Origin of the sequence: Nonomuraea sp. NPDC049750, assembly GCF_040659625.1 — a bacterium.
GTDB lineage: Bacteria > Actinomycetota > Actinomycetes > Streptosporangiales > Streptosporangiaceae > Nonomuraea.
Map to the genome: position 1 here is coordinate 105,120 of NZ_JBFANB010000019.1, position 23,927 is coordinate 129,046.

General features: G+C 67.3%; 14 protein-coding genes and 1 pseudogene. 8 read left to right on the plus strand and 7 right to left on the minus strand.

Features of this window, described 5'->3' with window-relative positions; genetic code table 11:
* Window positions 1-338: 338 nt before the first annotated feature.
* A pseudogene (locus AB0J16_RS38250) lies at window positions 339-703 on the minus strand (helix-turn-helix domain-containing protein); the annotation flags it as partial.
* Window positions 704-934: 231 nt separating this feature from the next.
* On the opposite strand from AB0J16_RS38250, the gene AB0J16_RS38255 reads away from it, so the two are divergent.
* From AB0J16_RS38255 to AB0J16_RS38270, 4 genes are all read left to right on the plus strand, one after another.
* Window positions 935-2,131 (plus strand): ISAs1 family transposase, encoded by a 1,197-nt coding sequence (locus tag AB0J16_RS38255; protein WP_358549093.1) that lies wholly within the window; start codon window positions 935-937, stop codon window positions 2,129-2,131.
* 730 nt (window positions 2,132-2,861) lie between these two features.
* Window positions 2,862-3,377, plus strand: coding sequence for a hypothetical protein (locus tag AB0J16_RS38260; RefSeq protein WP_358549096.1), 516 nt, complete (start codon window positions 2,862-2,864; stop codon window positions 3,375-3,377).
* Entirely contained in the window at window positions 3,374-12,271 is an 8,898-nt protein-coding gene (locus AB0J16_RS38265) for an RHS repeat-associated core domain-containing protein (protein WP_358549099.1), read from the plus strand. The genes AB0J16_RS38260 and AB0J16_RS38265 overlap by 4 nt, the downstream gene beginning before the upstream one ends.
* A 7-nt stretch (window positions 12,272-12,278) precedes the next feature.
* Complete coding sequence (locus AB0J16_RS38270; RefSeq protein WP_358549102.1) at window positions 12,279-13,622, plus strand: hypothetical protein; 1,344 nt, start codon at window positions 12,279-12,281, stop codon at window positions 13,620-13,622.
* 158 nt (window positions 13,623-13,780) lie between these two features.
* Here AB0J16_RS38270 and AB0J16_RS38275 read toward each other — a convergent pair whose 3' ends face one another.
* From AB0J16_RS38275 to AB0J16_RS38285, 3 genes are all read right to left on the minus strand, one after another.
* A complete protein-coding gene (locus tag AB0J16_RS38275) occupies window positions 13,781-14,902 on the minus strand; it encodes a hypothetical protein (protein WP_358549105.1) in 1,122 nt (373 codons plus the stop codon).
* A complete protein-coding gene (locus AB0J16_RS38280; RefSeq protein ID WP_358549107.1) occupies window positions 14,899-15,417 on the minus strand; it encodes a SigE family RNA polymerase sigma factor in 519 nt (172 codons plus the stop codon). Before AB0J16_RS38280 ends, AB0J16_RS38275 begins: the two co-directional genes overlap by 4 nt.
* Before the next feature lie 169 nt (window positions 15,418-15,586).
* The gene (locus AB0J16_RS38285) at window positions 15,587-16,276 is read right to left on the minus strand and encodes a sulfite exporter TauE/SafE family protein (RefSeq protein WP_358549110.1); all 690 of its coding nucleotides are present in this window, start codon (window positions 16,274-16,276) and stop codon (window positions 15,587-15,589) included.
* Between the two features lie 136 nt (window positions 16,277-16,412).
* Here AB0J16_RS38285 and AB0J16_RS38290 point away from each other — a divergent pair, with 136 nt between their 5' ends.
* Window positions 16,413-16,748, plus strand: coding sequence for a hypothetical protein (locus AB0J16_RS38290; protein WP_358549113.1), 336 nt, complete (start codon window positions 16,413-16,415; stop codon window positions 16,746-16,748).
* Complete coding sequence (locus AB0J16_RS38295) at window positions 16,714-17,043, plus strand: type II toxin-antitoxin system PemK/MazF family toxin (protein WP_358438458.1); 330 nt, start codon at window positions 16,714-16,716, stop codon at window positions 17,041-17,043. Before AB0J16_RS38290 ends, AB0J16_RS38295 begins: the two co-directional genes overlap by 35 nt.
* Before the next feature lie 86 nt (window positions 17,044-17,129).
* Here AB0J16_RS38295 and AB0J16_RS38300 read toward each other — a convergent pair whose 3' ends face one another.
* Window positions 17,130-17,765, minus strand: coding sequence for a TetR/AcrR family transcriptional regulator C-terminal domain-containing protein (locus AB0J16_RS38300; protein WP_358549115.1), 636 nt, complete (start codon window positions 17,763-17,765; stop codon window positions 17,130-17,132).
* Between the two features lie 70 nt (window positions 17,766-17,835).
* On the opposite strand from AB0J16_RS38300, the gene AB0J16_RS38305 reads away from it, so the two are divergent.
* Window positions 17,836-18,759, plus strand: coding sequence for an ATP-binding cassette domain-containing protein (locus tag AB0J16_RS38305; RefSeq protein ID WP_358549118.1), 924 nt, complete (start codon window positions 17,836-17,838; stop codon window positions 18,757-18,759).
* A 115-nt stretch (window positions 18,760-18,874) separates the two neighbouring features.
* The gene (locus AB0J16_RS38310) at window positions 18,875-19,711 is read left to right on the plus strand and encodes an ABC transporter permease (RefSeq protein WP_358549120.1); all 837 of its coding nucleotides are present in this window, start codon (window positions 18,875-18,877) and stop codon (window positions 19,709-19,711) included.
* A 427-nt stretch (window positions 19,712-20,138) separates the two neighbouring features.
* Here the strand turns inward: AB0J16_RS38310 and acnA are convergent, their stop codons facing one another.
* Together acnA and AB0J16_RS38320 are read right to left on the minus strand one after the other, a co-directional pair.
* A complete protein-coding gene (gene acnA / locus AB0J16_RS38315) occupies window positions 20,139-22,886 on the minus strand; it encodes an aconitate hydratase AcnA (protein ID WP_358549123.1) in 2,748 nt (915 codons plus the stop codon).
* Window positions 22,887-23,032: 146 nt separating this feature from the next.
* Complete coding sequence (locus tag AB0J16_RS38320) at window positions 23,033-23,761, minus strand: metal-dependent hydrolase (RefSeq protein WP_358549126.1); 729 nt, start codon at window positions 23,759-23,761, stop codon at window positions 23,033-23,035.
* Between the last annotated feature and the right edge of the window lie 166 nt (window positions 23,762-23,927).

Here is a 23,927-nt window from a genome sequence, read left to right on the forward strand (position 1 = left end):
TGCTTTGGAAGACCTATGGAGGGGGGAGTTTGTTGTTGCGGATAACAATCTAGAAACGCGCCTGACATCGGAAGTTCACCGTCCGCTGAGCGTGTGAGCGATAGATGGCCAGTGGGAGCAGCAGGGTGGCCACCCCCAGAGCGGTAGCCGGCCACCCCGCGTCCCGCCGACGCCCGAGCCGACCGACTGGCCGCGCAGGCAGGTACCCGTCACGAGCCTGGATCGTCTACACAAAACCCGATCTTCGCGCCCAGATCGAACGGCCACCGCCAGAAGCCATCCAAGCGCCCTGCTGAAGATCGAGGATGAGGTCGTCATGGACAAGTGTCCAGAACCGCCCGCGACGGGATCATCCAGGCCAGCAGCCAGGGCGCGTAGCCGCAGACCGGGACCAGCACCGGCAGGCCGGAACCCCGGCCGAAACTGCCGGACGCAGCCCCTGAGCACGGTCAGCGACCGCCGCCAGCCGATCCGCTCGGCGATCACCGTCGCCGGCATGTCCGGCCATGCCGCACCAGCCGTCCGATCTGCGGTTCCACTGCGTCCACGATCGAGCCCTTGCCCGGCCGCCGATACTTCGGCGGCTTCTCGGCCGCCAATGCGCGCCGCACCGTTTTCCTGGCGATGCCCAGACGCCGCGCGATCGCCTTGATCGGCATACCCTCGGCCCGGGCAACCGGCGGATCACCGCCCAACCCTCCACCGGGACCGCAGGATCGGGTCCATGACACCTTCCCGATCTTCTGGCCTCCGTTGTCCAGGGCCAAGTTGCCGCTCCAACAGCTTCAGGGCCGAAGCGTTCTCGACTGGTGAGACGGCTGCACCCCTGGGTCGGACAGGTGGTTGAGGGCGCCCCGGCGCGGAGATGACAAACGCGACCCCTCATGATCGTCGGTGTCTAAGCCAGTCGATCAAGAACAGGGGCCGCGTTCGCGTGCCATCATCCACGATCGACGTGCTCTCCCGCCACCTGGAGCACGTCCCCTTCGCCGACCCGACCTCCGACCTACCCACCCTGGCCGCAGTGCTGGATGCCGTCCCCGACCCACGCAGCCGCCGAGGACGCCGTTACCGACTCGGTCCCCTGCTCGCGTTATCCCTGCTCGCCGTGCTCGGCGGAGCGACATCTCTGACGAAGATCACCCGATTCATCGCCGGATACGACCCCGCCCTACGCGCCAAGCTCGGCCTCCCGACCACCATCCGCCTGGCCTCCAGCACCCTGGGACGACTACTGGCCCGCCTGGATGGCGACACCTTCGACGTTGCGACCTGCGCTTACCTCGCCGCACTGACCACCTGCCACCCGCCTCAGGCGACCACGGATACAACCGCGACCGCCAGAACACCCCTACTCGGCCTCGCCGTGGACGGCAAGACACTCCGCGGCAGCCGCACCAGCGACGACGTCACCCATCTGCTGGCCGCTGTCCGTCACGACACCCAAATCGTGCTCGCTCAACGCCAGGTCGAGGCCAAGAGCAACGAGATCCCCGCCTTCACGCCCCTCCTGGGCGGCTTGGACCTGTCCAGCATGGTCATCACCGCCGACGCCCTGCACACCCAGCACGACCACGCCCGGCAGATCGTCGCCGCCGGCGGTCACTTCCTCTTCATCGCCAAAGGCAACCAGCCCTCCCTCCACCGCAGGCTCAAATCCCTACCCTGGCGCGAAGCGATCCTCAACGACCGCACCGATGAGCGTGGGCACGGCCGCCGCGAGATCCGCCGCATGAAGATCTGCACCGTCCGCCCCCACCTGCCCTTCCCTCACGCACTACAGGCCATCCAGGTCAAACGCCGCCGCACCCACCACCGGACCGGCAAGACCACCATCGTCACGATCTACGCCATCACCAGCCTGCCGCCCGGTCGGGTCGCCCACACCCAACTCGCCGCTCTGATCCGCGGACATTGGGGCATCGAGGCCTTGCACCACATCCGCGACGTCACCTACCGCGAAGATGCCTGCAAGGTCCGCACCGGCGCCGCGCCCCGGATCCTGGCCAGCCTCCGCAACCTGGCCATCGGCCTGACCCGCCTCATCGGCTGGACCAACATTGCCGCCGCCACCGACCATTACCGCAGCCATCCCGCCGACGGTCTTCAGCTACTCGGTCTCACCACGTGAGAACGCTTCAGCCCTGCCAACAGCTTGTCCATTCAAATGGTTAACTGCCTGTGTTTTCTTCTCTCTAGACAATCAACTGCGCGCAGGCGGTACGGTGGCGCCGCGCAACATCACAGGAATTCAATCACGGTCCTGACCTGCTCATATCACCATTCATGCTGCGGAGATGATCGGCCACGCCCTCGCCACGAGCAGCCGGTAAAGGCAGGGACCGAATGCTATTGATCTCGACGCGAACGCCCCCAGTCGCTTTTTAGCGGAATGACGTGATGCGCTTCTTTGCCTGTTCGGCGGGGCATCGGCCCGGCTTGGGATGCCTGCCGCCGGCAAGAGTACCGACCATACGAGACGCATTGTGACGAGGAAGCTACAGAATTTGCATGCCCCTTTGGGTAATTCAAACTTCCCGTGTGACCTACGTCACATCTCCGTTTTGGCCTCATACGTGTGAGCTGCCCGAATCACCTTTGGCGCTGCAAATTGTCGGCCTACTGCACCAACAGTGATCACCTTGTCAAGATCTATTCATGGTTCGTCTTGTCTGTGTATATCTGTGGTGTTCTTTATGCGGCGCTTACGGGGATGCGCCCGGTCTACGGGGAGTGTGGGCGTGGCCATGCAGCGTGCTCAGACGGGTGCGGGTGTGCTGGGTCGGACTCGGCTCAGTACCGGGCGGGGTGGACCATCGAGGTGGCTGAGCCGCCTCGCCGTGGTCGTGACCATGATCCTCATGCCGGGGATTCTCGGGCTGCAGGCACAGGCGATCGTCGTGGACCCGTCGCCGAACCGGCTGGCGATTCCCGGCTCACCAGCTTCAGGTTCCGCCGACGCCGCCCCCGTCCAGGGTTCCGGAACCGCGGCGAACCTGCCGCACCTCGTCGACCCGGCCGCCACTCAGCCGAAGATCGAGGACAAGACGAAGGACGCTGGCAAGAAGCGGCCCAAGGGCTCGCTTCCGCTGGAGCAGCCGCGCGAGATGGTGGACGAGCCGGCCACGGACGGGCTGAACACCCCGCCGCCGCTGCCCTGGGAATCGTCCCCCGACGCCGCCGGATCAGCACAAGCGACGAACAATGGACGACAGACCCGTGTTCACGCTGAGAGCGCCGGCCTGCACAAGGTCTCCCGGGGAAGCGCGGCACAGGACGATGCGAAGGCAACCCGGACGCAGGCTGTCACGGCCGCCGCGCTTCCGGTGGTGTCGGGGATGTCGGCCTCTCCCGGCCAGCAGGTGGCGGGTTTGTGACGCTGCCGTCCACCCAACCGACCTTCTACGCCTACGGCGGCGATCCGGAGTCGCGCCCGTTGCGGCTGGAGGCACAGGTCGAACACGACCCGTCAGCAGCGGGCCAGGGCTCGGGGCTGATCTGGTCCGGAAACGGCGCGATGTCCAGCAGCGGCTGTTACCCGACCAGCACATGCTGGCTGCAGACCCCCGCAGTGACGGCCGGCAAGCTCAAGGACGGCTGGCTGATCCGCTGGCGCGTGCGCGTGTCCACCTCCAGCCAGGTGTCGGGCCCGTGGTCGGAGTGGCAGGCCGGACGGGTGGACACCTCCAAGCCGGTGGTGTCAGAGATGTCGGCCTCCCCAGGACAGCAGGTGGCCGGTTTGTGGACGTTGCCGTCCACGCAGCCGACCTTCTACGCCTACGGTGGAGATCCGGAGTCGCGCCCGTTGCGGCTGGAGGCGGAGGTCGAGCACAACCCGTCGGCAGCGGGCCAGGGCTCGGGGCTGATCTGGTCCGGAAACGGCGCGATGTCCAGCAGCGGCTGTTACCCGACCAGCACATGCTGGCTGCAGACCCCCGCAGTGACGGCCGGCAAGCTGAAAGACGGCTGGCTGATCCGCTGGCGAGTGAGGGCGTCCACCGCTGACGGAGTGGCCAGTCCGTGGTCGGAATGGCAGGCCGGACGAGTGGACACCTCCAAGCCAGTGGTGTCAGAGATGTCGGCCTCCCCAGGACAGCAGGTGGCCGGTTTGTGGACGCTGCCGTCAACGCAGCCGACCTTCTACGCCTACGGCGGCGATCCGGAGTCGCGCCCGTTGCGCCTGGAGGCACAGGTCGAACACGACCCTTCGGTCACCACGCAGGGCACGGGCCTGATCTGGTCCGGCTCAGGTTCTTTGTCATCCAGCGGCTGTTACCCGACCAGCACATGCTGGCTGCAGACCCCCGCAGTGACGGCCGGCAAGCTGAAAGACGGCTGGCTGATCCGCTGGCGAGTGAGGGCGTCCACCGCTGACGGAGTGGCCAGTCCGTGGTCGGAATGGCAGGAGTCCACCGTAACGGTCAGCGGCACAGCGGGTAACGGCCTGGGCGCAGTGCCCGCCACCCGCGGCACTGACTCGTGGACACTAGCCTCAGCCACACCATGGCTCTATGCGAAGGTGACCGACGCCGGCGGATCGAAGCTGGTGCTGGGCGCCGAGATCGAGCACGACCCGGCCGTCCCTGCGCAGGGTACGGGCCAAATCTGGTCCGGCAAGGCCACCACCTCCTACGCCTCCGGCGGCAACGCCTGGATACAGATCCCAGCCACGAAACTGACAGACGGCATGAAGATCCGCTGGCGAGTACGCGGCATCACCACCGCCGGCGCGGAAGGCACATGGTCCCCCTGGCAGAACGCCGTGGTGGACCTCCGCAAGCCCAGCATCGACGGCCTGGGGATGAACCCGGCGATTCGCGGCACGACGTCGTGGACCGCGGAGTCGCTGACGCCATGGATGTACGCCAAGGTGACCGATCCAGAAAACCGGCCCAGCAAGCTCAATGTCGAGGTGGAGCACGACCCGGCCACCGGTGACGAGGGCACTGGCCTGATCTGGTCGGGCTCCTCGGACAAGGAGTATGCCTCCGGCACCAACGCCTGGGCGGCCGTACCGGCTGACAAGCTGACCGACGGCTGGCACATCCGCTGGCGGGCACGGGCCACGACCACCTCGGGAGTGTCGGGTCCCTGGTCGGACTGGGTGTACGCGACCGTGGCGGCGCTGCCGTTCGAGTCGTTCTCCCCGGCGAACAACAGCCAGGTGGGCTCGTTGACGCCGGTGTTGTCGGCGAACGCGCGGCCCTTCAACAAGGGCGAGGTCAAGTACTGGTTCCAGATCTGCGCGGGCAGCGCACCGAACTGGCGCTGGTGCAAGGACTCCGCGGCCGAGACCGAGGACTGGACCACGGCGGGTGCCTGGCAGGTCGTCGACGAGCGGTTGAAGTGGGGCGAGACGTACTCGTGGATGGCGAAGGCCGCCACCACCTACACCACGGTCACATCCTCCTGGCGGACCTTCACTTTGGTACCGGAGCAGGCGAACATCAACGGGTTGCTGGCCGGTGGCACGCAGGACCGCGAGTTCAACCACGTTTCCGGCAACTACGCGCACGAGGTGACGGACGCTTCGGTGGCAACGGTGGGGCCGCCGCTGTCGGTCAGCCGTACGTACAACAGCCTTGACCCGCGCACCGACGGCATGTTCGGCTCCGGCTGGACGACCCGATGGGACATGCGAATCGAGGTGGAGCCCACCGAAAGTCTGCTGGTGACCTATCCCAGCGGGGAGCAGCTGCGCTTCGCTCCGACGGCCAACGGCTCGTACGCGCCGCCGTCGGGGACGTTCGCGACGATGGCCGCCGAGCAGGCGGGCGGCTGGCGGTTGATGGACAAGTCGGCCACTTCCTACTGGTTCGACGCGTCCGGCCGCCTCACCAAGATCACCGACCATCGGGGGCGGGCGCAGGAGCTGAGCCGTGACGGTGGCGGCAAGTTGACCAAGGTGACCGCACCGGGCGGCAGGTCGCTGACGTTCACCTGGGCAGGCGCCCACGTGGCGAGCGTGTCCACCGACCCGGTGGACGGCAACCCGCTGACCTGGACCTACACCTATGAGGGCGATCAACTGGTCAAGATGTGCCCGCCGACCTCGGCGACGGCCTGCACGACCTACGGGTACGGCACGGCCTCCCGGTACAAGAGCGTGGTCACCGATTCGGGGCCGGAGTACTACTACCGGCTGAACGAGAGCGAGACCCGTACGGGCACCACCGTCGCGAGCGCGGCGGGCTGGAACATCACCGAGGAGCAGGCCAAGCTGAACGGCTCCACCCCGGCCGACCTCGGCGCCCAGGTGCCGGGCGCACTGGCCGGATCGCCGGACACCGCGATGCGTTTCAAGGGAGCGACGACCTCGACCTTCGTGCAACTGCCGCGCAACGCGATCAGCGGTCAGGGCGGCGACCTGGCCGTGGAGGCGTGGTTCAGGACCACCGCGTCCGGCACGGTCATCGGGATGCAGAGCTCGGGTGACAGCACGCCGTCGGAGTTCATCCCGGCGATGTACGTCGGCACCGACGGCAAGCTGCGCGGCCAGTTCTTCACCGGCCAGTCCACTGTCGCGCACACCCCGATCACCTCGACCGGCGTCGTGAACGACGGAGCCTGGCACCATGTGGTGCTGTCGTCGGTGGAGACCAAACCCGCCTCGAGCACGGCCCCCGCCGAGCACACCCAGACGCTGTACCTGGACGGTGCCGCGGCGGGCACGCTGGCCGGGGAGATCCAGCACGGTGACATGGTGGAGGCCCGGATCGGCTCCGGGTACGCCTCCACGGCCTGGCCGTCCACCACGACCAGCACCGCGCTATTCCCGTTCAACGGCGACATCGACGAGGTCGCGATTTACGGCAAGCCGTTGGGCGAGACGGCCGTACGGCGGCACTTCGCAGCGGGGAAGCCGCAGCCGCAGCTGACCAAGGTGACCAAGCCGTCAGGGCGAGCGTGGGCGGTCAACGTCTACAACGCCGATGGTGGCCGGTTGGTGACGCACACCGACGCCAATGGCGGCACGTGGAAGCTTTCGGACCCGGTGTACGCCAAGCAGACCACCATCTCCACCTTCGCCACCGTGACGGTGACCGACCCGCACAACGGCGTCGTCACCTATGTCGCCGACGCGCAGCGTGGCTACCGGCAGGTCTCGGTGACCGACCAGGTCGGCGCGACCACGAAGTGGGCCTACGACGTAGGCGGATATCCGGCCAAGGTGTTCGACCCGAATGGCAACGTAACCGAGGCGACCTACAACTCCCGTGGGAACCAGCTGTCGAGGAAGACCTGCCGGACGGCCGGCGCGAACTGCTCGACGGAGTACTACAACTACTTCCTCGACATCGACAAGCCGTTCGACCCGCGCAACGACTCGAAGATCGGCCAGCGCGACGGCCGATCGGCCTCGGCAAGCGATGAGACCTACATGACCTCGTGGGCGTACAACCAGTTCGGTGACGAGATCAAGACCATCACTCCGGCCACGGAAGACTTCCCGGCCGGGCGCAGCACGAGCAAGACGTACACCGACGGTAGCGAGCCCGCGGTCGGCGGCGGGACCATGCCGGCGGGACTGGTGAAGTCGGACAAGGACTTCAAGGGCAACGAGACCGTCTACGCCTACAGCGCCGCCGGTGACCTGGCCAGCGAGACGCTACCGTCCGGGCTGGTGAGGAAGAACACCTACGACGCGCTCGGCCGGATGATCTCGACCACCGAGATCTCCAAGGCGTACCCCGAAGGAGTGACCACCACAACCACGTACGACGGTCTGGGCAAGCTGCTGTCCAAGACCAGCCCCGAGGTCAAGAACGACGTCGACGGCAAGACCCACACGCTGAAGTACTCGGCCACCTACGACGCCGACGAGCTGCTGCTGACCGAGACCAACGCGGACCTGACGGGCGGCGACGCGGCCCGGACGACGACCTACACCTACGATGCCTACGGCCGGCAGGAGACGGTCACCGACGCCGAAGGCGGGGTCACGAGGTTCGGCTACGACGCCAAGGGCTTGAAGGTCACGTCCACTGACACACGCGGTGCCACGCTGGCTTACACCTACACGCCGCGCGGCGAGCTTGCCACCACGGTGTTGAAGGGGTGGACGGGCAGCCCTCTCTCCCCGCAGCCGGCCACTGACGTGGTGGTGAAGTCGGCCGCCTACGACCCGGCGGGCCGGCTCGCGTCCGAGACCGACGCGATGGGGCGCACCACCGCTTACACCTACTACGCCGACAACCTGCCCTTCGAGGAGATCGCCAAGGGCGCCAAGCTGAACGGCTCTGCCACCGGCCGGGACGTCGTGCTGGAATCTCGGGTGTACGATGCGGCCGCACAGGTGACCCGGCAGACTACTGATGGCGGCACGTTGCGCACCGATGTCGCCTACGACGCGGCCGGGCGTCCCACCTCGCAGGTGGTGGACCCACAGACGCTGGCGCGCAAGATCAGCTTCGTCTATGACGCGAACAACAACGCGATCAAGGCGACACGTACCGGCGCGGGTACCAGCCGGAGCGAGGTCTCCGAATATGAGTACGACGTGCTGGACCAGCCGATCCGGCAGACTGTCCACAACGACGGCGACGACCTGATCACCACGCTGACAGTGGACGATCGGGGACTGGTGACCGCGATGACCGACCCGCGTGGCAACGCCACGGGCGCCAACGCGGCCGACTTCACCACCAGTGTGACCTACAACGCGGCCAGGCTGCCGGTGCGGCTGCAGCTCCCCGCCGTCCAGGTGGAACGCAATGGCGGCGCCGCCGTCACTGAACGACCCACCTCCAAGCTGGGCTACGACAGCTTCGGCGAACGCACCCACCAGGTCGATCCCGCAGGCCGCACCAGTACGGTGAGTTACGACCGGGCCGGGCGCGTGACCATGCAGGCCCTCCCGGCCTACACCCCGTCCGGCGGACAGCCGATCACCCCGACCGCAACCGCGGAATATGACGCGGCCGGTCAGATGATCAAGGCGACCGATCCCCGGGGCCAGATCACGACTGCCCTCTACGACGTGCTGGGCCACAAGGTGAAGATCACTGATCCGCCCGCGAACGGAGCCGCGGCGGGGACGTGGACGTTCGGTTATGACCTCCTCGGTGAATCGTTATGGACCGTAGACCCGAACGGGGCACGGTCCGAGGCCACCTACGACGACCTCGGGCGGCAGATCACGCTGTCCACCATCGAGCGCAAGCCGACACCGGGCATCTACGTGACCAACCAGGAATACGATGACGCGGGGCGCCTGACCAAGAGCACCCGGCCCACCGGTGACTCCTCTCTCCGCGCCTACGACGCGACCGGTGCGTTGATCAAACACACCGACGCGCTCGACAACGCCACCACCTTCGGCTACGACCTGGCCGGACGGCCCACCACGACCACCAACGCACTCGGGCTCACCTCCCAGGCCCTTTACGACCTGGCCGGCCGTGAGACGGAAACCCGCGAACTGGACGCCAACGGCACGGTGCTGCGTACCCGGAAGACCGGCTACGACCTGGCAGGCAACTCGATCAGCAGCACCTCGGGTGAGGGGCACACCGTCACCCGATCCTTCGACGCGGCCAACCGCCTGACCCAGCTGGTCGAGCCGGTCTCCGCGACCGAGCAGATCACCACCGGCTTCGGCTACGACGCCACCGGCGCGCAGACCCGCGTCACTGACGGGCGCGGTCACTCCACCTTCACTGCCTACAACAGCCTCGGGCTGGTGGAAACGGTCACCGAGCCGGCCACCGCCCAGCACCCCGATCTGAAGGACCGCACCTGGGCCCTCACCTACGACGCGGGCGGCAACGCGACTGTCAGCGTGGCCCCCGGCGGGGTACGGGTCGAGCGCACTTTCGATGAACTGAACCGGCTCATCAAGCAGACCGGCGCCGGCGCAGAGGTCGCGACCAAGACCAAGACGTTCGGCTATGACCAGGCCGGGCAGATGATCACCGCGGACGATCTGACCTTCACCTTCAACGACCGCGGCCAACTGCTCAAGTCCAGCAGCGCCGTCGCCGGTGACCTCAACGTCTACGCCTACGACGCCGACAACAGGCTCGTGCAGCGCACCGACGGCACCGGCACCTCCACTTTCACCTGGGACAACGGCGACCGGCTCACCCAATCGGTGGACCCCGTCTCCGCCACCACCATCGACTACACCTACGACAAGGCCAATCGCCTGACCGGCATGACCTACGGCGCGAACAGTGCGCGCCGCACCTACAGCTACGACGACCTGAACCGGCTCACCAAGGACACGCTGACCACGTCGGCCGCCGCGTCAATCGCCTCCATCGAGTACGGCTACGACCTGGACGACAACATGACGTCCAAGACCACGGCCGGAACCGCCGGAGCCGGAAAGAACACCTACACCTACGACTGGGCCAACCGGCTCTCCTCCTGGACCGGACCGGACGGGGCCAAGACCGACTATGGCTGGGACGCCGCGGGCAACCGCATCAAGGCCGGCGAGAAGACCTTCACCTACGACGAACGCAACCGCCTCACTTCCGGTGACGGACGGACCTATACCTACACCGCCCGCGGCACCATCGCCGAAGAAGGTGGCGGCATGGTCCGCATCGTCAAGTCCGACGCCTTCGACCGCCTCGTCTACGACGACGGCGTGCAGTACGACTACGACGCCCTCGACAGGGTCGAGACCCGCACGCAGAGCGGCAAGACCCAGCGCATGACCTACGATGGCACCAGCAACAACCTGGTCACCGTCACCGACACGGCCACCGGCACCAAGACCGCGATGTTCGGCCGGGACGCCCTCGGCCGCACCCTCGGCCTGTCGGACGGTGGCGGCGCCCAGCTCGCCTTCTGCGATCTGCGCGGCGACCTCATCGGGGCCTTCACCGCCACCGGCGCCTCACTGATCGACTCGGTCGCCTACAACCCCTTCGGCGAGGTCGTCACTCGCACCGGGGCCACCCATACCCTCGGCTACCAGGGCGGCTACACCGACCCGAGCACCGGCAAGATCAACATGGCCGCCCGCTGGTACCAGCCCTCCACCGGCAGCTTCGTCAGCCGCGACACCCTCGCCGAGAGCGGGGACCCCTCCGTCCAGCTCAACCGCTACACCTACGCCAACGACAATCCTCTGACCCTCACCGACCCCGACGGCCACAAGGCCAAGCCGAAGACGACCAAGAAGCCGAAGCCGAAGCCGACGAAGGCTCAGTACGACAAATGCAAGAAGAATCTCAGCAAGAAGGGTTGCGAGGCGTCGAAGGAGATAAACTCTTTCAAGAAAGATTGCAACAACGGCTTCGGTTACGAGAACGGATCCACCGCCTGCAGCGCGGCCCAGAAGGGCTTCGAGAAGTGTGTGTTCGGGACGAAGAAGACGACGCAGCAGTGTGAGAAGGAAGCCGTCCACACGGTTTGTGATAAATATCGGCACAATGGCAACAGATGCGATGGCGCCGATGCGGTTTATGATAAGTGCAAGACTGCGTGCTCACGGCGTTCCATCTGCATCGAAGGGAACGCCGAATACGTGACATGCCGCAACCTGTACACCAAGGCCGAGGACGGCTCGAACGACGTCTGCCCGGGAGCGACCGCGGCATATGAGCGCTGCAGAATGGACCGGGGCACGGCACCAGGATGCGAGGCTGCGCGTGAGGCCTATTCGGTGTGCGCCTACGACGGCTGGGCGCCATCGGGACGGACGGGATACGACAAGGCAGACTCCGTATGTACCGATGTGGCCAACAGCGTAACCAATTGCCATGTCCGAGGAGGCGATCCGCAGACGTGCTTCGGAGCGGGGATCATCCACCTCGAATGCATTGTGCAGACCGGAAAGTACCAAGGATGCGCGAAGCTGCACGCCAACGTGAACGAGTGCATTCTCCACCCGAAGCGGCTCGGGTGTGATGACAAGCCGATCGAGACCTGCCTCAAGAATCCCAAGCACAAGTACGAGGAACACTGCTACCAGAGCTATTCCCCCACACAGGTATGGATGAAGAAGGTGCTGCGGGACAAGGAGCCGGGCCTGGTAAACACCGTCTGCGGGGCCGTTGACGTGGTCACCGCTTTCCCGGGCGTCGATAAGATTCCTGTGGTCGGACAGTACAAGGGCGCGGTCGGCGACATCTGTAAGGGGTTGGGCATCATGGAGAAGATCGCGATCGATCATGGCGTCGGCTGGGAGAACAAGAAGTGGGACCAGCTGCGCAAGAGCAACCCAGGTGAATGGGTCACTCTTACGTTTGACGTGACCAACTTCCCGATCCTACAGTCGATGGACCTGGGCCCCGCCCCGACTACTTACAGATAGCGCCGGAATGACAAATCAACGTGCTGATCGCGGCGGGCCGTGGTTACGTCTTGGCCTGATCCTTGTGCTGGGCGTCATCCTGGCCTCGCTCGCCTGGGTGGTCATTGACCAGCGTGAGACCGCCAGGATCGCCACCGCCAGGCAACTGGCCCTGCAGGGAGTAAGGCTGCGGAATGTCGATGACCTTTCCGCGGCCCTCCTGGGCGCGGCCGCGGTCAAGCTGCACGCCGATGCCGGCACGCGTTCCGCATTGACGGATACGCTGATCTCCGGGCGTCAGGGCATTCTCCCAGGCGCGAGCGACGTACGGAAAGTCGCGCTGAGCGCCGACGGACGGATCGCGCTATCGGCGGATGCGCACCAAGGCGTGGTCCTGTGGAACCTCTCACCACGGGGCCTCCCGGAGCACAACCTGCAAGCAATCCCGTCGAACACACTGAAGGATCAGCTTGACGCGTCCGCCGTGGCGCTCACTCCCGATGGCCGGACGGCCCTCATCGGCGGCCACGACGGTTCGGTGAGTACCTGGGAGGTGACCGGGCACTCCCGCCCGAACAAGATCTTCACGGGTGATGACGTCGCCGCCGTGAGCGAAGTGGCGGTGTCGTCGGACGGTAAGACGGTCCTGGCGGGCTTCGACAATGGCGGCATCGTCTTCTGGGACGCGACCGACGCCTCGCCTGCGATCCGGCGGCCCACGCCGACGCCACATGCGTCAGCGGTGTCCGCAACGGGGATGAGCGCCGATGGGCACACGGCATTGACCGTCAGCGATGAGAAGGCAATCGTCTGGGACCTGACCGACCCGACTCATCCGACCCAGGCGGGAGTCCTGACGCGGCCGGGGACGCACTGGGGCGCCGGTGCGCTGAGCGCCGATGGACGTACGGCGGTAACGGGTACCCAGGTATGGGATGTAGGCAATCCAGCCAAGCCGCAACAGGTGGCGACGTTGCCGGGGGTTACCAGCATGGTGAACGACGTTGCGCTGACGTCCGACGGGAGCAGGGCTCTCACGGTCGAGGACACCGGAAAGATCACCCTGTGGAAGTTGCAGGACCGGCTTCACCCGGTTCTGCTGGCCGATCTTCCGGGGCCGTCACGCACGGTGGACTCCGTGGCGTTGAGTGCCGATGGCGGGGTGGCCGTGATCGCTGCGCCTGCGTGGGGTGTGATTTCGTGGGACATCAGCGGGATCAGTGGCGATCCTCTGCAGGACATCTGTGCTGACTCCGCTTTTCGCGCCATTCGAGTCACCCCCGAGACCTGGGCGAAGATCACCGGCGGCGAAGGCTGGCCGGATGAGCTTGGTGATCCAGGCAACCACAATCCATGCTCGTCGGCGCTGTGAGCCGACTGAACCGCGCTGAGACTGTTGGAGACCGTGGTGTGCCTTCGGGGCACGCATGCGTCTGGACAGACAAAAAACGCCGTGCCGGCCGGCACGGCGTCTCTTTGAGCGGCTATCCGGACGTCTGGAGCGTCTCTTTGGCGCCTCTTGGGCGTTGGTCAGCCGTTCGCGGCCGCCCCGGGGTAGGTCGAGTTCATGGCCCTGTCCGATTGACGGTCCAGGAGCCGAACCCGCCCGGTGTTGACGTCGACCGCGTACGAACGCCCGCCTTCCTTGCCCCCGTACAGGAGCGTGACCTCGGATCCGCTCTGCCAGATCGTGGTGCCGGCGACGCCGCCGCGGTCGTCCGGCAGGCCGCGGACGGGCACCTTGCGCAGGGTCTTGCCGGTCTTGGCGTCGAGCAGGGTCAGCATGCGCTCTTCGTGCCTCGGGAACTCGCCCTTGCCGACCTTCGGGAACTCGACGGCGGCCACCGTACGACCGTCGGGCGCTACTTCGCTGAACATGATGAACACGCCGTTGAAGCGAACCGGCTTGCCGCCCCCCGTGACGGGCATGAGCCACAGGTCGGTCTTGCGATAGCGGACCAGTTCGGCGACGCCGCCCTTGACGCTGACCGGCTCGTACTTGCCGTTGATGTGCGTCGTCCTGCCGGTGCGCACGTCGATCAGCATGCCGGGATACTTGCTGCCCTCGCGCGGATCGAAGGCGATGTACCGGCCGTCGTCGGAGAGCACGAGCATGGAACCCACGCCGATCCGCTCCTCCTTGATGGTGACCGGCGACGTCGCCTCGGTGCCGCCCACCAGGTCGCGCACCACGTGCGCCTGGGCGTCGCGGCTGTAGTAGGCGAGCAAGCGGCCGTCCCGGCTGATCGCGACGGGCACCCGCTCGCCCTTGGCGGTCTCGGCGAGCGCCTCCGGCACGCGGTAGGTCCTGCCGGCCCGGGTGACCACCCGCCACTCGACCGCGGCGCAGTCAGCCCCACGCTCGACCACCTTGCAGGATGTCATATACGCGCGGCTGATCGCCCCCACGTTGCCCGGGGGCAGGTCGGGTACGGCCTCTTGGCCCTGCTGCGTGGCCGTCTGGGCGGTGCGCGGCCACGGCACCCCCGCCACCACCACTGCCACCGCCGCCGTCATGCACAGCACCGCCACGGCGGATGCCGTCAGCACGGTCCACCGCCTGCGCCGGTGGCCCGCGATGGCCACGTCGGCGAGGCTCACCAGCGGAGCCTCCTCGGCGATGTCCCCCAACGCCTCGCGCAGTCTCGTCATCGTGCCACCTCCACGACCTCGGGATCATCCAGCAGATGCACCAGTTCCGGCGCGACCTCGCGCAGGCGGGCCAGCGCGTGATGGGTCTGGCTCTTGACGGTGCCGACCGCGCAGCCCAGCACCTCGGCCGTCTGCGCCTCGGTCAGGTCCTCCCAGAAACGCAGCACGATCACGGCCCGCTGCCTGCGCCCCAGCTTGGCCAGCGCCTGACGCAACACGATCCGGTCGAGCACGGCTCCATCGGAGTACGCGCCCCGCTCGGGCGGATCACCGCTCGGCACCTCGGGACGTAATCTGCGCCTCCAGGAGATGTACTGGTTGACCATGGCCTTGCGGGTGTACGCCTCCGGGTTGCCGCCCTTGACCAGCTTGGACCAGTGGCCCACGACATTGATCAGGACGCTCTGCAGCAGGTCCTCGGCCAGGTGCGGGTCTCCCGTGAGCAGGTACGCGGTCCGCATCAGGGCTTGCTGGCGGGCGAGCACGAACTCACGGAAGCCGTCGTGACGGTCCAATGTGATCTCCTCTCCCCCGTTGCCAACGCGACTTGCGTGACGAAAGGTTGTACCGCTCACCTCCTCAATCACAGGAGCACATTCGGAGCTTCGGCTCTCAGGAACCCAAGCGCTTTGGGCTCGGCGGCTCGGGGCTTTGAGGCAGACGGACTGAGTTGGGCGGCCTGGGTCAGGCGGCCAGGCTCTGGGCGATGAGGGCGGCGGCCGAGATGGCGGCGACCACCAGCACCGCGGTCCGTACCTTCCCGCCGTCCAGGTAGCGCCGCAGCGGCCCCGACGCCAGGAACCCGAGCACCATCGGCACGATCAGCACGGCCCCGGTGGCGGCCGCCCGGCCGGAGAACTCCCCCACGAAGCCCAGGACGGCCAGCGACTGCGCGGCGCCCAGGAAGAAGACCATCGCCAGCGTCGCCCGGATCTGCGGCCCCTTGGCGTGCTGGTAGACCAGCGCGATCGGCGGCCCCCCGACGCCGGTCGCGGTGCCGGTGATGCCCGAGAAGAACCCGGCCCCCGCGATGGTGGCGTCGTTGCGCGGCACGCTGACCGCCCACGCCGTGAGCCCCACCGCGATGAGCACCATGACCCCCACGAAGACGCCTCGTATGTAGACGGATATGTAGACCAGGACGACGCCACCGATGGCCGCACCGGGCAGTCGCCCCAGCACCGCGAAAACCACCCCGCGCCAGTCCACCTTCCGCCACTCCGCGGCCAGCGTGAACAGCGGCAACGTGACGTTGACCACCTGAATGGCGGTGGGCATCAGGGAGTGGTCGAGCATGGTGAGCACCGGCGCGGCCACCAGCCCCAGCCCGAACCCCACGCTGCCCTGGACAACCGCTCCAACGAAGACCGCCAAACCGCCAACAATCAGCACTAATGCCATCTGAGTCACGGAGGAGAGTCAATCATCATTACTCTGTGTTGCCGTTCGAGCGGCATGCGTTACCGCAAGGGTGTAGGTTTCTTCCCGACGCAGACGTAGCCTCCGGAGTATGACCGTGAAACAAAAAGCGACGACGATACGCGTCAGCGTCAAGACCCGGGACAGAATCGCCGCACTTGCAAGAAAGGCGGGTGAACCCATGACCGCGATCATCGACCAGGCCATTCGGGAGTTGGAGAAGAAGCACCGCTGGCAACATGTCGCGGACCAGATGGAACGCACGAGGAAGGAGGACCCCCGAGCCTGGGCCGACTATCTCGCCGAGTCCGAGCTGGTCCAAGGCCCACCATCAAGCTCCCTCCGCATCGCACCCGAGTGGGAGGGGCTCATCACATTTCCCGAGGAGAGAGATGAGGGTGATCCAAGGCGAAATCTGGCTCGCTGAACTGGGCGAGCCAACCGGACGAGAGCAGGGCTACCGTCGCCCCGTGCTCGTCGTGAGCAACGACAACTTCAATGCCGCGGCCGCAGTAAAGATCATTGTCCCCCTGACAACGACCGAGCGCGGATGGGACAACCACATCCCGGTCAGCCGCGAAGGCACGGGGCTCGACAAACCCAGCTGGGCCATGGTCGAGCACGTGCGGAGCGTGTCTCCCCAGCGATTCACCAGGAGAGTCGGGATCGCTCCCGACGAGATCGTGCGTGAAGTGACCGACTGGATCGCGGACATCGTCTGACGATTAGTGCCATCCGGCGAAGCGGAATTTCGCCGGGTGGCACCCTCATCGTGCCAGACTCGCCGATCGGCCGTCGCCGGCCCGCCTCAATCGGCGGTGCTCCCGTTGGACAGCCGCAGCCGCATGCCGTCCAGGATGAGGGCCAGCCCCGCCTCGAACGAGCTGTCGCCCTGCGGGTCGCCCTCCTCCAGCAGGGCAGCCATGATCCGGGGGTAGCGTGCCTGAAACTCCGCCATGTCGGGCCCTGACTCGTCCGTGTCCGGCCGCGTCCGATCGGCCTGCTCCTCCAGCACGAACCCGGCCACGTAGTTGCTCACCGCGAACAACCCCCGCGCCGCGTCCGCCACCGTGAAGCCCGCCAGTTCCAGCGCCTCCACCGCCCGCTCCACCATCGCGAACATCTCGGGCGACGATCGAGTCCCGGCCGCCAGCCTGGCCCCGTCGCGGTGGGAGTTGAGTATCGACCGGCTGCCCCGGGCGTAGTCGGCCACCCACTCCCGCCACTGCGACGGATCCGTGAACACCGGCCGCGTCACATGCGGCGCCTCCATGGCCACCGCCATCGCGTCGAGCAACTGCTGCTTGTTCTTGAAATGCCAGTAGAGCGCCGGAGCCTGCACGCCGAGCTCCGCCGCCAGCCGCCGCAAGGTGAGGCCGTCGAGGCCTACCTCGTCGAGCAAGCGCAGCCCCGTCGCCACGATGGTGCCTTTTTCGAGTGCCACGGTTGACAGTTTAACAACGTTCAATGCATCCTTAACAGCGTTAGATTTAACGGCGTTAAGGAGGTTCGTGGTGATCCACACGGAAGGGCTCCGGAAGAGTTACCGGTCCAAGGACGCGTTGGCGGGCATCGATCTGTCCGTGCCGGCGGGCACGGTCTGCGGGCTCCTCGGGCCCAACGGGGCGGGCAAGACCACCGCCGTACGCATCCTCGCCACGCTCCTCCGCCCCGACTCCGGTCACGCGGAGGTGGCCGGGCTGGACGTGGTGCGGGACGCGGCGCGGCTGCGCTTCATGTTCGGGCTCGCCGGGCAGCACGCGGCGGTCGACGAGTTGCTCACCGGGCGGCGCAACCTGGAGATGTTCGGCAGCCTGTACCACCTGCCCAAGACGGCGGCCCGGCGGCGGGCCGACGAACTGCTCGAGCGGTTCGACCTGACCGACGCCGCGAACCGGCGGGTCAAGACGTACTCGGGGGGAATGCGCCGCCGCCTCGACGTGGCCGCCAGCCTGATCGTCGCGCCGCCCGTGCTGTTCATGGACGAGCCCACGACCGGCCTCGACCCGCGTAGCCGCCTCGGACTGTGGGAGCTGCTGCGCGACCTGGTCGCCGAAGGGACCACGCTGCTGCTCACCACTCAATACCTGGATGAGGCCGACCGTCTCGCCGACCAGATCGTCCTGCTCGACCAGGGGCGGGTCGCCGCCTCCGGCTCACCCGCGGAGCTGAAGCGGCAGATCGGCGGCGACCGGGTGCAGGTCGTCCTCCGCGCGGCCGCCGACCTCCCCCAAGCCCTCGACCTGGTACGGCGCGCGGCCGATGAACGGCAGGTGGAGATCGTGGACGAGCGGCGGGTGACGGTGGCGGTCGAACAGGGGGCGCAGTCGCTCATCCGCATCGCCGGCGCGCTGGACACGGCCATGATCCCGGTCGAAGACCTGTCCCTCCGCCGCCCCACCCTGGACGAGGTCTTCCTCCACCTGACCACCACGTAGCCACCGGCCCACAGTCGCCGACCGCCACCCGACCAGGCCGCCCGACCACCACCCTGACCGCCGCCCGACCCGCCCTTCCGGCATGTTCCGGCCGATTCTCACGAGGTGACTCCACATGACCCTTGTCCACGTACCCGCTCCACCGACGACGCTCGGCGAGCGCCTCCGCTGGACGATCTCCGACTCCCTGACCATCGCGCGCCGCACCTACTTCAGGCTGATGGCGCAGCCAGGGGAAATAGCGGGATACCTGGTGTTCCCCGTTGTCATGACCATCCTGTTTGGCTATGTCTTCGGCAGCGCGATCACCCTCCCCGGTGGGGGCGATTACCGCAGTTACCTGATGCCTGGCATCTTCATGCAGGTCATGGCGATGACCGCGGCCGCCGCGGCCACGGCGGTCGGCGAGGACATGGAGCGCGGCATCATCGACCGGTTCCGCGCCCAGCCGATCGCCCGCGGCGCCGTGCTCATCGGCCGCAGCGTCGCCGACCTGTCCATGCACCTGCTGTCGCTGGCCTCGATGGTGGTGGCGGCGATGCTGCTGGCGGGGTGGCGGGCGCACGGCACCTTCGGGCAGACGGCGGCGGCGTTCGGCCTGCTGGCCCTGTTCGGCTTCGCGATGATCTGGGTGGGGACCTACATCGGGCTGTTCGTCAAGAGTGGCGCCCAGGCCGACGCGGCGACGTTCGGATGGCTGTTCCCGATGACGTTCCTGGCCAACACGTTCGTCCCGACGGAGGGGCTTCCCGCCTGGATCAAGCCGATCGCCGACTGGAACCCGATGAGCGCCGTGGTCGCCGCCGCCCGCCTGCTCTTCGGCAACCCGACGTCGCACTCCACCGCCTGGCCGCTCCAGCACCCGATCGCGGCGAGCCTGCTGTGGTCCGGGGCGCTCATCGTCGTCTTCATACCGTTGGCCGTCCGCGCCTACCGCCGCATATCCCGCTGATCCACCGGGTGACGTGAGCCGAAGCAGGCGGCCAAGAACACGCACGTCACGGCGCCCAGCCCCATGAACCGCAGGAGCGTGCCCCTGGACGGGGCCCGGCCACGGACAGCGGGTGGGGCCCACCGTGCCTGCCGTAAAAGGGAAGTGCCTGTAAAGAGCGCCCGTAAAGAGCGGCCGTAAAGCAGGTACGGAGGAGCGCGCCCCCGAACGGGGCCCGGCCACGGACGGCGGCCGGCGCGAGAGCAGATGTCTGCGAGAAGGCAGCAAAGCGCCGCCCGGCGGTGTGGTGCCGGGCGGCGCTTCGTGGTCGGGTGGTTCACCCCCGATGTGGGCGCGTGAGGTCGCGCCCGCCCGGCCGCGGGAAGTGCGGCGCGGGATCCCGGTGGCCTCCGCTCAGCTGGTGGCCGAGGCGGCGGCGCGGGAGGACTTAGGAGGACTTGGCGAGGAGGGAGCGCAGGACGTACTGCATGATGCCCCCGTGCCGGTAGTAGTCGGCCTCGCCGGGCGTGTCGATGCGGACCACCGCGTCGAACTCCACCTCGCCCGCCTTGACGTGCACGGTCGCCGGGATGCCGCCCTTGTTGAGCTCCTCCACCCCGGTGATGTCGAACGTCTCCTCGCCGGTCAGCCCCAGCGAGTCGGCCGAGACGCCCTCCGGGTACTGCAGCGGCAGCACGCCCATCCCGATCAGGTTGGAGCGGTGGATGCGCTCGTACGACTCCGCGATGACGGCGCGGACGCCCAGGAGCGCCGTGCCCTTGGCCGCCCAGTCGCGCGACGAGCCCGAGCCGTACTCCTTGCCCGCGAGCACCACCAGCGGCGTCCCGGCCGAGGCGTAGTTGACCGAGGCGTCGTAGATGAACGACACCGGCCCCTCGTCCTGGGTGAAGTCGCGGGTGTAGCCGCCCTCGGTGCCGGGCGCGATCTGGTTGCGCAGGCGGATGTTGGCGAACGTGCCCCGGATCATGACCTCGTGGTTGCCGCGCCGTGAGCCGTAGGAGTTGAAGTCCTTGACCGCGACCTCGTGCGACTGCAGGTATTGGGCGGCGGGCGTGCCGACCTTGATGGAGCCGGCGGGCGAGATGTGGTCGGTGGTGACCGAGTCGCCGACCTTCACCAGCACGCGGGCGCCGGAAATGTCGGTAACGGGGTCAGGAGTCGAGGGCATGCCCTCGAAGTAAGGAGCCTTGCGCACGTACGTGGAGGAAGGGTCCCACTCGAAGGTGTTGCCCGTGGGGATCGGCAGCGACGTCCAGTGCTCGTCGCCCTTGAACACGTCGGCGTAGTCCCGCTCGAACATGTCGCGCCCGATCGAGGAGTTGACCACGGCCGTGATCTCCTCGGGCGACGGCCAGATGTCGCGCAGGAAGACCGCCGTGCCGTCGGCGCCGATGCCCAGCGGCTCGGTGTCGAGGTCGAGGTCCATGGTCCCGGCCAGCGCGTACGCCACCACGAGCGGCGGCGAGGCCAGGTAGTTCATCTTGACGTCGGGGTTGATCCGGCCCTCGAAGTTGCGGTTGCCCGACAGCACGGCGGTGACGGCGAGGTCGTTGGCCTGGATCGCGTCGGAGATCTCCGGGAGCAGCGGCCCGGAGTTGCCGATGCAGGTGGTGCAGCCGTAGCCGACGAGGTTGAAGCCGATCTTGTCGAGGTACGGCTGGAGCCCCGAACGCTCGAAGTAGCCGGTGACGACCTGCGAGCCGGGAGCCAGGGAGGTCTTGACCCACGGCTTGCGGGTCAGGCCCTTCTCCACGGCGTTGCGGGCGAGCAGGGCCGCGCCGAGCATGACGTACGGGTTGGAGGTGTTGGTGCACGAGGTGATCGCGGCGATGGACACGATGCCGTGGTCGATCTCGAACGAGGTGCCGTCCTCGAGCGTCACCGAGACCGTCTTGTGCGGGCGGCTGCCGTTGGCGCGGGCGTTGGAGGCGGGCGCGTCGGAGGCGGGGAAGCTCTCTTCCACGGCCTCGTCGACGCCGTCGCCGTCGAAGTCGGTGACGTAGTTGCGTACGTCGCGGCGCCAGGTGTCCTTGGCGGCCGACAGGGCGATGCGGTCCTGCGGGCGCTTCGGGCCGGCGATGGACGGGACGACGGTGCCGAGGTCGAGCTCGATGTACTCGGAGAAGACCGGCTCGGGCGCCGACGGGTCGAGCCAGAGGCCCTGGGTCTTCGCGTAGGCCTCGACGAGCGCGATCTGCTCCTCGGAACGGCCGGTCAGGCGCAGGTAGTCGACCGTCTGGCCGTCGATCGGGAAGATCGCGCAGGTGGAGCCGAACTCGGGGCTCATGTTGCCGATCGTGGCCCGGTCGGCCAGCGGCACGGACGAGACGCCGTCGCCGTAGAACTCGACGAACTTGCCGACCACACCGTGCTTGCGCAGGATCTCGGTCACCGTCAGCACCAGGTCGGTGGCCGTGGCGCCGGCGGGCAGCTTGCCGTTGAGCTTGAAGCCGACCACGCGCGGGATCAGCATGGAGATCGGCTGGCCGAGCATCGCGGCCTCGGCCTCGATGCCGCCGACGCCCCAGCCGAGGACGCCGATGCCGTTCTCCATCGTGGTGTGCGAGTCGGTGCCGACGCAGGTGTCGGGGTAGGCCTTGCCGTCTCGGATCATGACCACGCGAGCCAGGTGCTCGATGTTGACCTGGTGGACGATGCCGGTGCCGGGCGGGACGACCTTGAACTCGTCGAACGCGGTCTGGCCCCAGCGCAGGAACTGGTAGCGCTCGTGGTTGCGCTCGTATTCGCGCTCGACGTTGCGCTGGAAGGCGTCGGGGTGACCGAAGTAGTCGACGATGACCGAGTGGTCGATGACCATCTCGGCGGGGGCCAGCGGGTTGATCCGGGCCGGGTCGCCGCCCAGGTCGCGTACGGCCTCACGCATGGTGGCCAGGTCGACCACGCACGGCACGCCGGTGAAGTCCTGCATGATGACGCGGGCCGGGGTGAACTGGATCTCCACGCTCGGCGCCGCCTTGGGATCCCAGCCGCCCAGCGCGCGGATGTGGTCGGCGGTGATGTTCGCGCCGTCCTCGGTGCGGAGGAGGTTCTCCAGCAGGATCTTCAGGCTGAACGGGAGGCGGGCTGCGCCTTCGACGGCGTCCAGCCGGAAAATCTCGTAAGACGCGTCGCCTACGCGTAGCGTGTCACGGCTGCCGAAGCTGTTCGCGGACACGATGATTCGCCTCCTCCATAGACATTTGCTCAGTTGAATCCTGCCGCACCCCGGGAGCAGTAAGAACGTTAGGTGAACCTAACCCGCAGGGCCGCGCGGCGGATGTCTTGATGTCAAGATATCTCTAAAAGTATCTCGACATCAAGTTAAACCGGCGCCAGCCGCCAGAACAGCAGGCCGATGATGGCGATGGACAGCACGGGAGCCAGGATCTTCTGCTCGAACGTCTTCCCGGTCTTGATCCCGATCTTCCACGGCAGCACGAACCGGACCGACACCGGCCACAGCACCGGACAGCCCCGCTCGGTCATGCAGTCGCCGACGACGTGCACCAGGCAGCCGATGGCCACGGCCATGCCCAGCCACGCGTAGCCGACCCCCTGCGACAGGAAGACGGCGTAGAGCCCGGCGGTCAGGCCGACGTTGATCATCGCCGAGCCGAGCTTGTTGCCCGGGATGCCGATGCCGATCGCGCGCAGCGCCAGCCCGATGAGCAGCACGACCATGATGTCGCGGCCGATCGGATAGGTGTTGGCCAGCCAGTGCGCCGCGAACCCGAGCACCACCGCGAACACCAGCGAATGCGTCGCCCCCCGATGTCCGCCGCTCAGCCAGTTGACGGCCTTACTCAGCACCCAGGTGACCGGCCCGAACGTCTGCGCGATCGTCGCGCTCGGATGGTCGAGGTCGGGCAGCATGGCCGCCCCGGCGCAGATGATGGCGCCGGCGATGAACTCGGCCGGGGTGAGGGCGTTCGCCATGATCCCGGTCTCGATGAACCTGGAGGACTCGGTCAGCATCGGGAGCGCGGCGAGCCCGGGTGCGAGTCCTAGCCAAGCGATGGCCCCGGTCATCGCATGCGAATGCCCCATCATGATCGAAACTGTACGGCAAAGCCGTTCTTTACGCGCGGAGACCCGCCTGGGGCGCCATCACCCTCACCTCGGCGCTACGGACTTTGCCGGCCGCAGACCATCGCCGGCCATCGGGGCCCATCCGGGCCAATCCCGGGAACTGTCCGGAAACGCAGACGAGGTCGTC

Excerpts from the sequence above, each read along its gene's own strand:
- AB0J16_RS38260 (WP_358549096.1), top strand. The coding sequence starts at position 2,862 with ATGCCGGGGATTCTCGGGCTGCAGGCACAGGCGATCGTCGTGGACCCG.
- AB0J16_RS38270 (WP_358549102.1), top strand. The coding sequence starts at position 12,279 with ATGACAAATCAACGTGCTGATCGCGGCGGGCCGTGGTTACGTCTTGGC.
- AB0J16_RS38275 (WP_358549105.1), bottom strand. The coding sequence starts at position 14,902 with ATGACGAGACTGCGCGAGGCGTTGGGGGACATCGCCGAGGAGGCTCCG.
- AB0J16_RS38290 (WP_358549113.1), top strand. The coding sequence starts at position 16,413 with ATGACCGTGAAACAAAAAGCGACGACGATACGCGTCAGCGTCAAGACC.
- AB0J16_RS38295 (WP_358438458.1), top strand. The coding sequence starts at position 16,714 with ATGAGGGTGATCCAAGGCGAAATCTGGCTCGCTGAACTGGGCGAGCCA.
- AB0J16_RS38310 (WP_358549120.1), top strand. The coding sequence starts at position 18,875 with ATGACCCTTGTCCACGTACCCGCTCCACCGACGACGCTCGGCGAGCGC.
- AB0J16_RS38320 (WP_358549126.1), bottom strand. The coding sequence starts at position 23,761 with ATGATGGGGCATTCGCATGCGATGACCGGGGCCATCGCTTGGCTAGGA.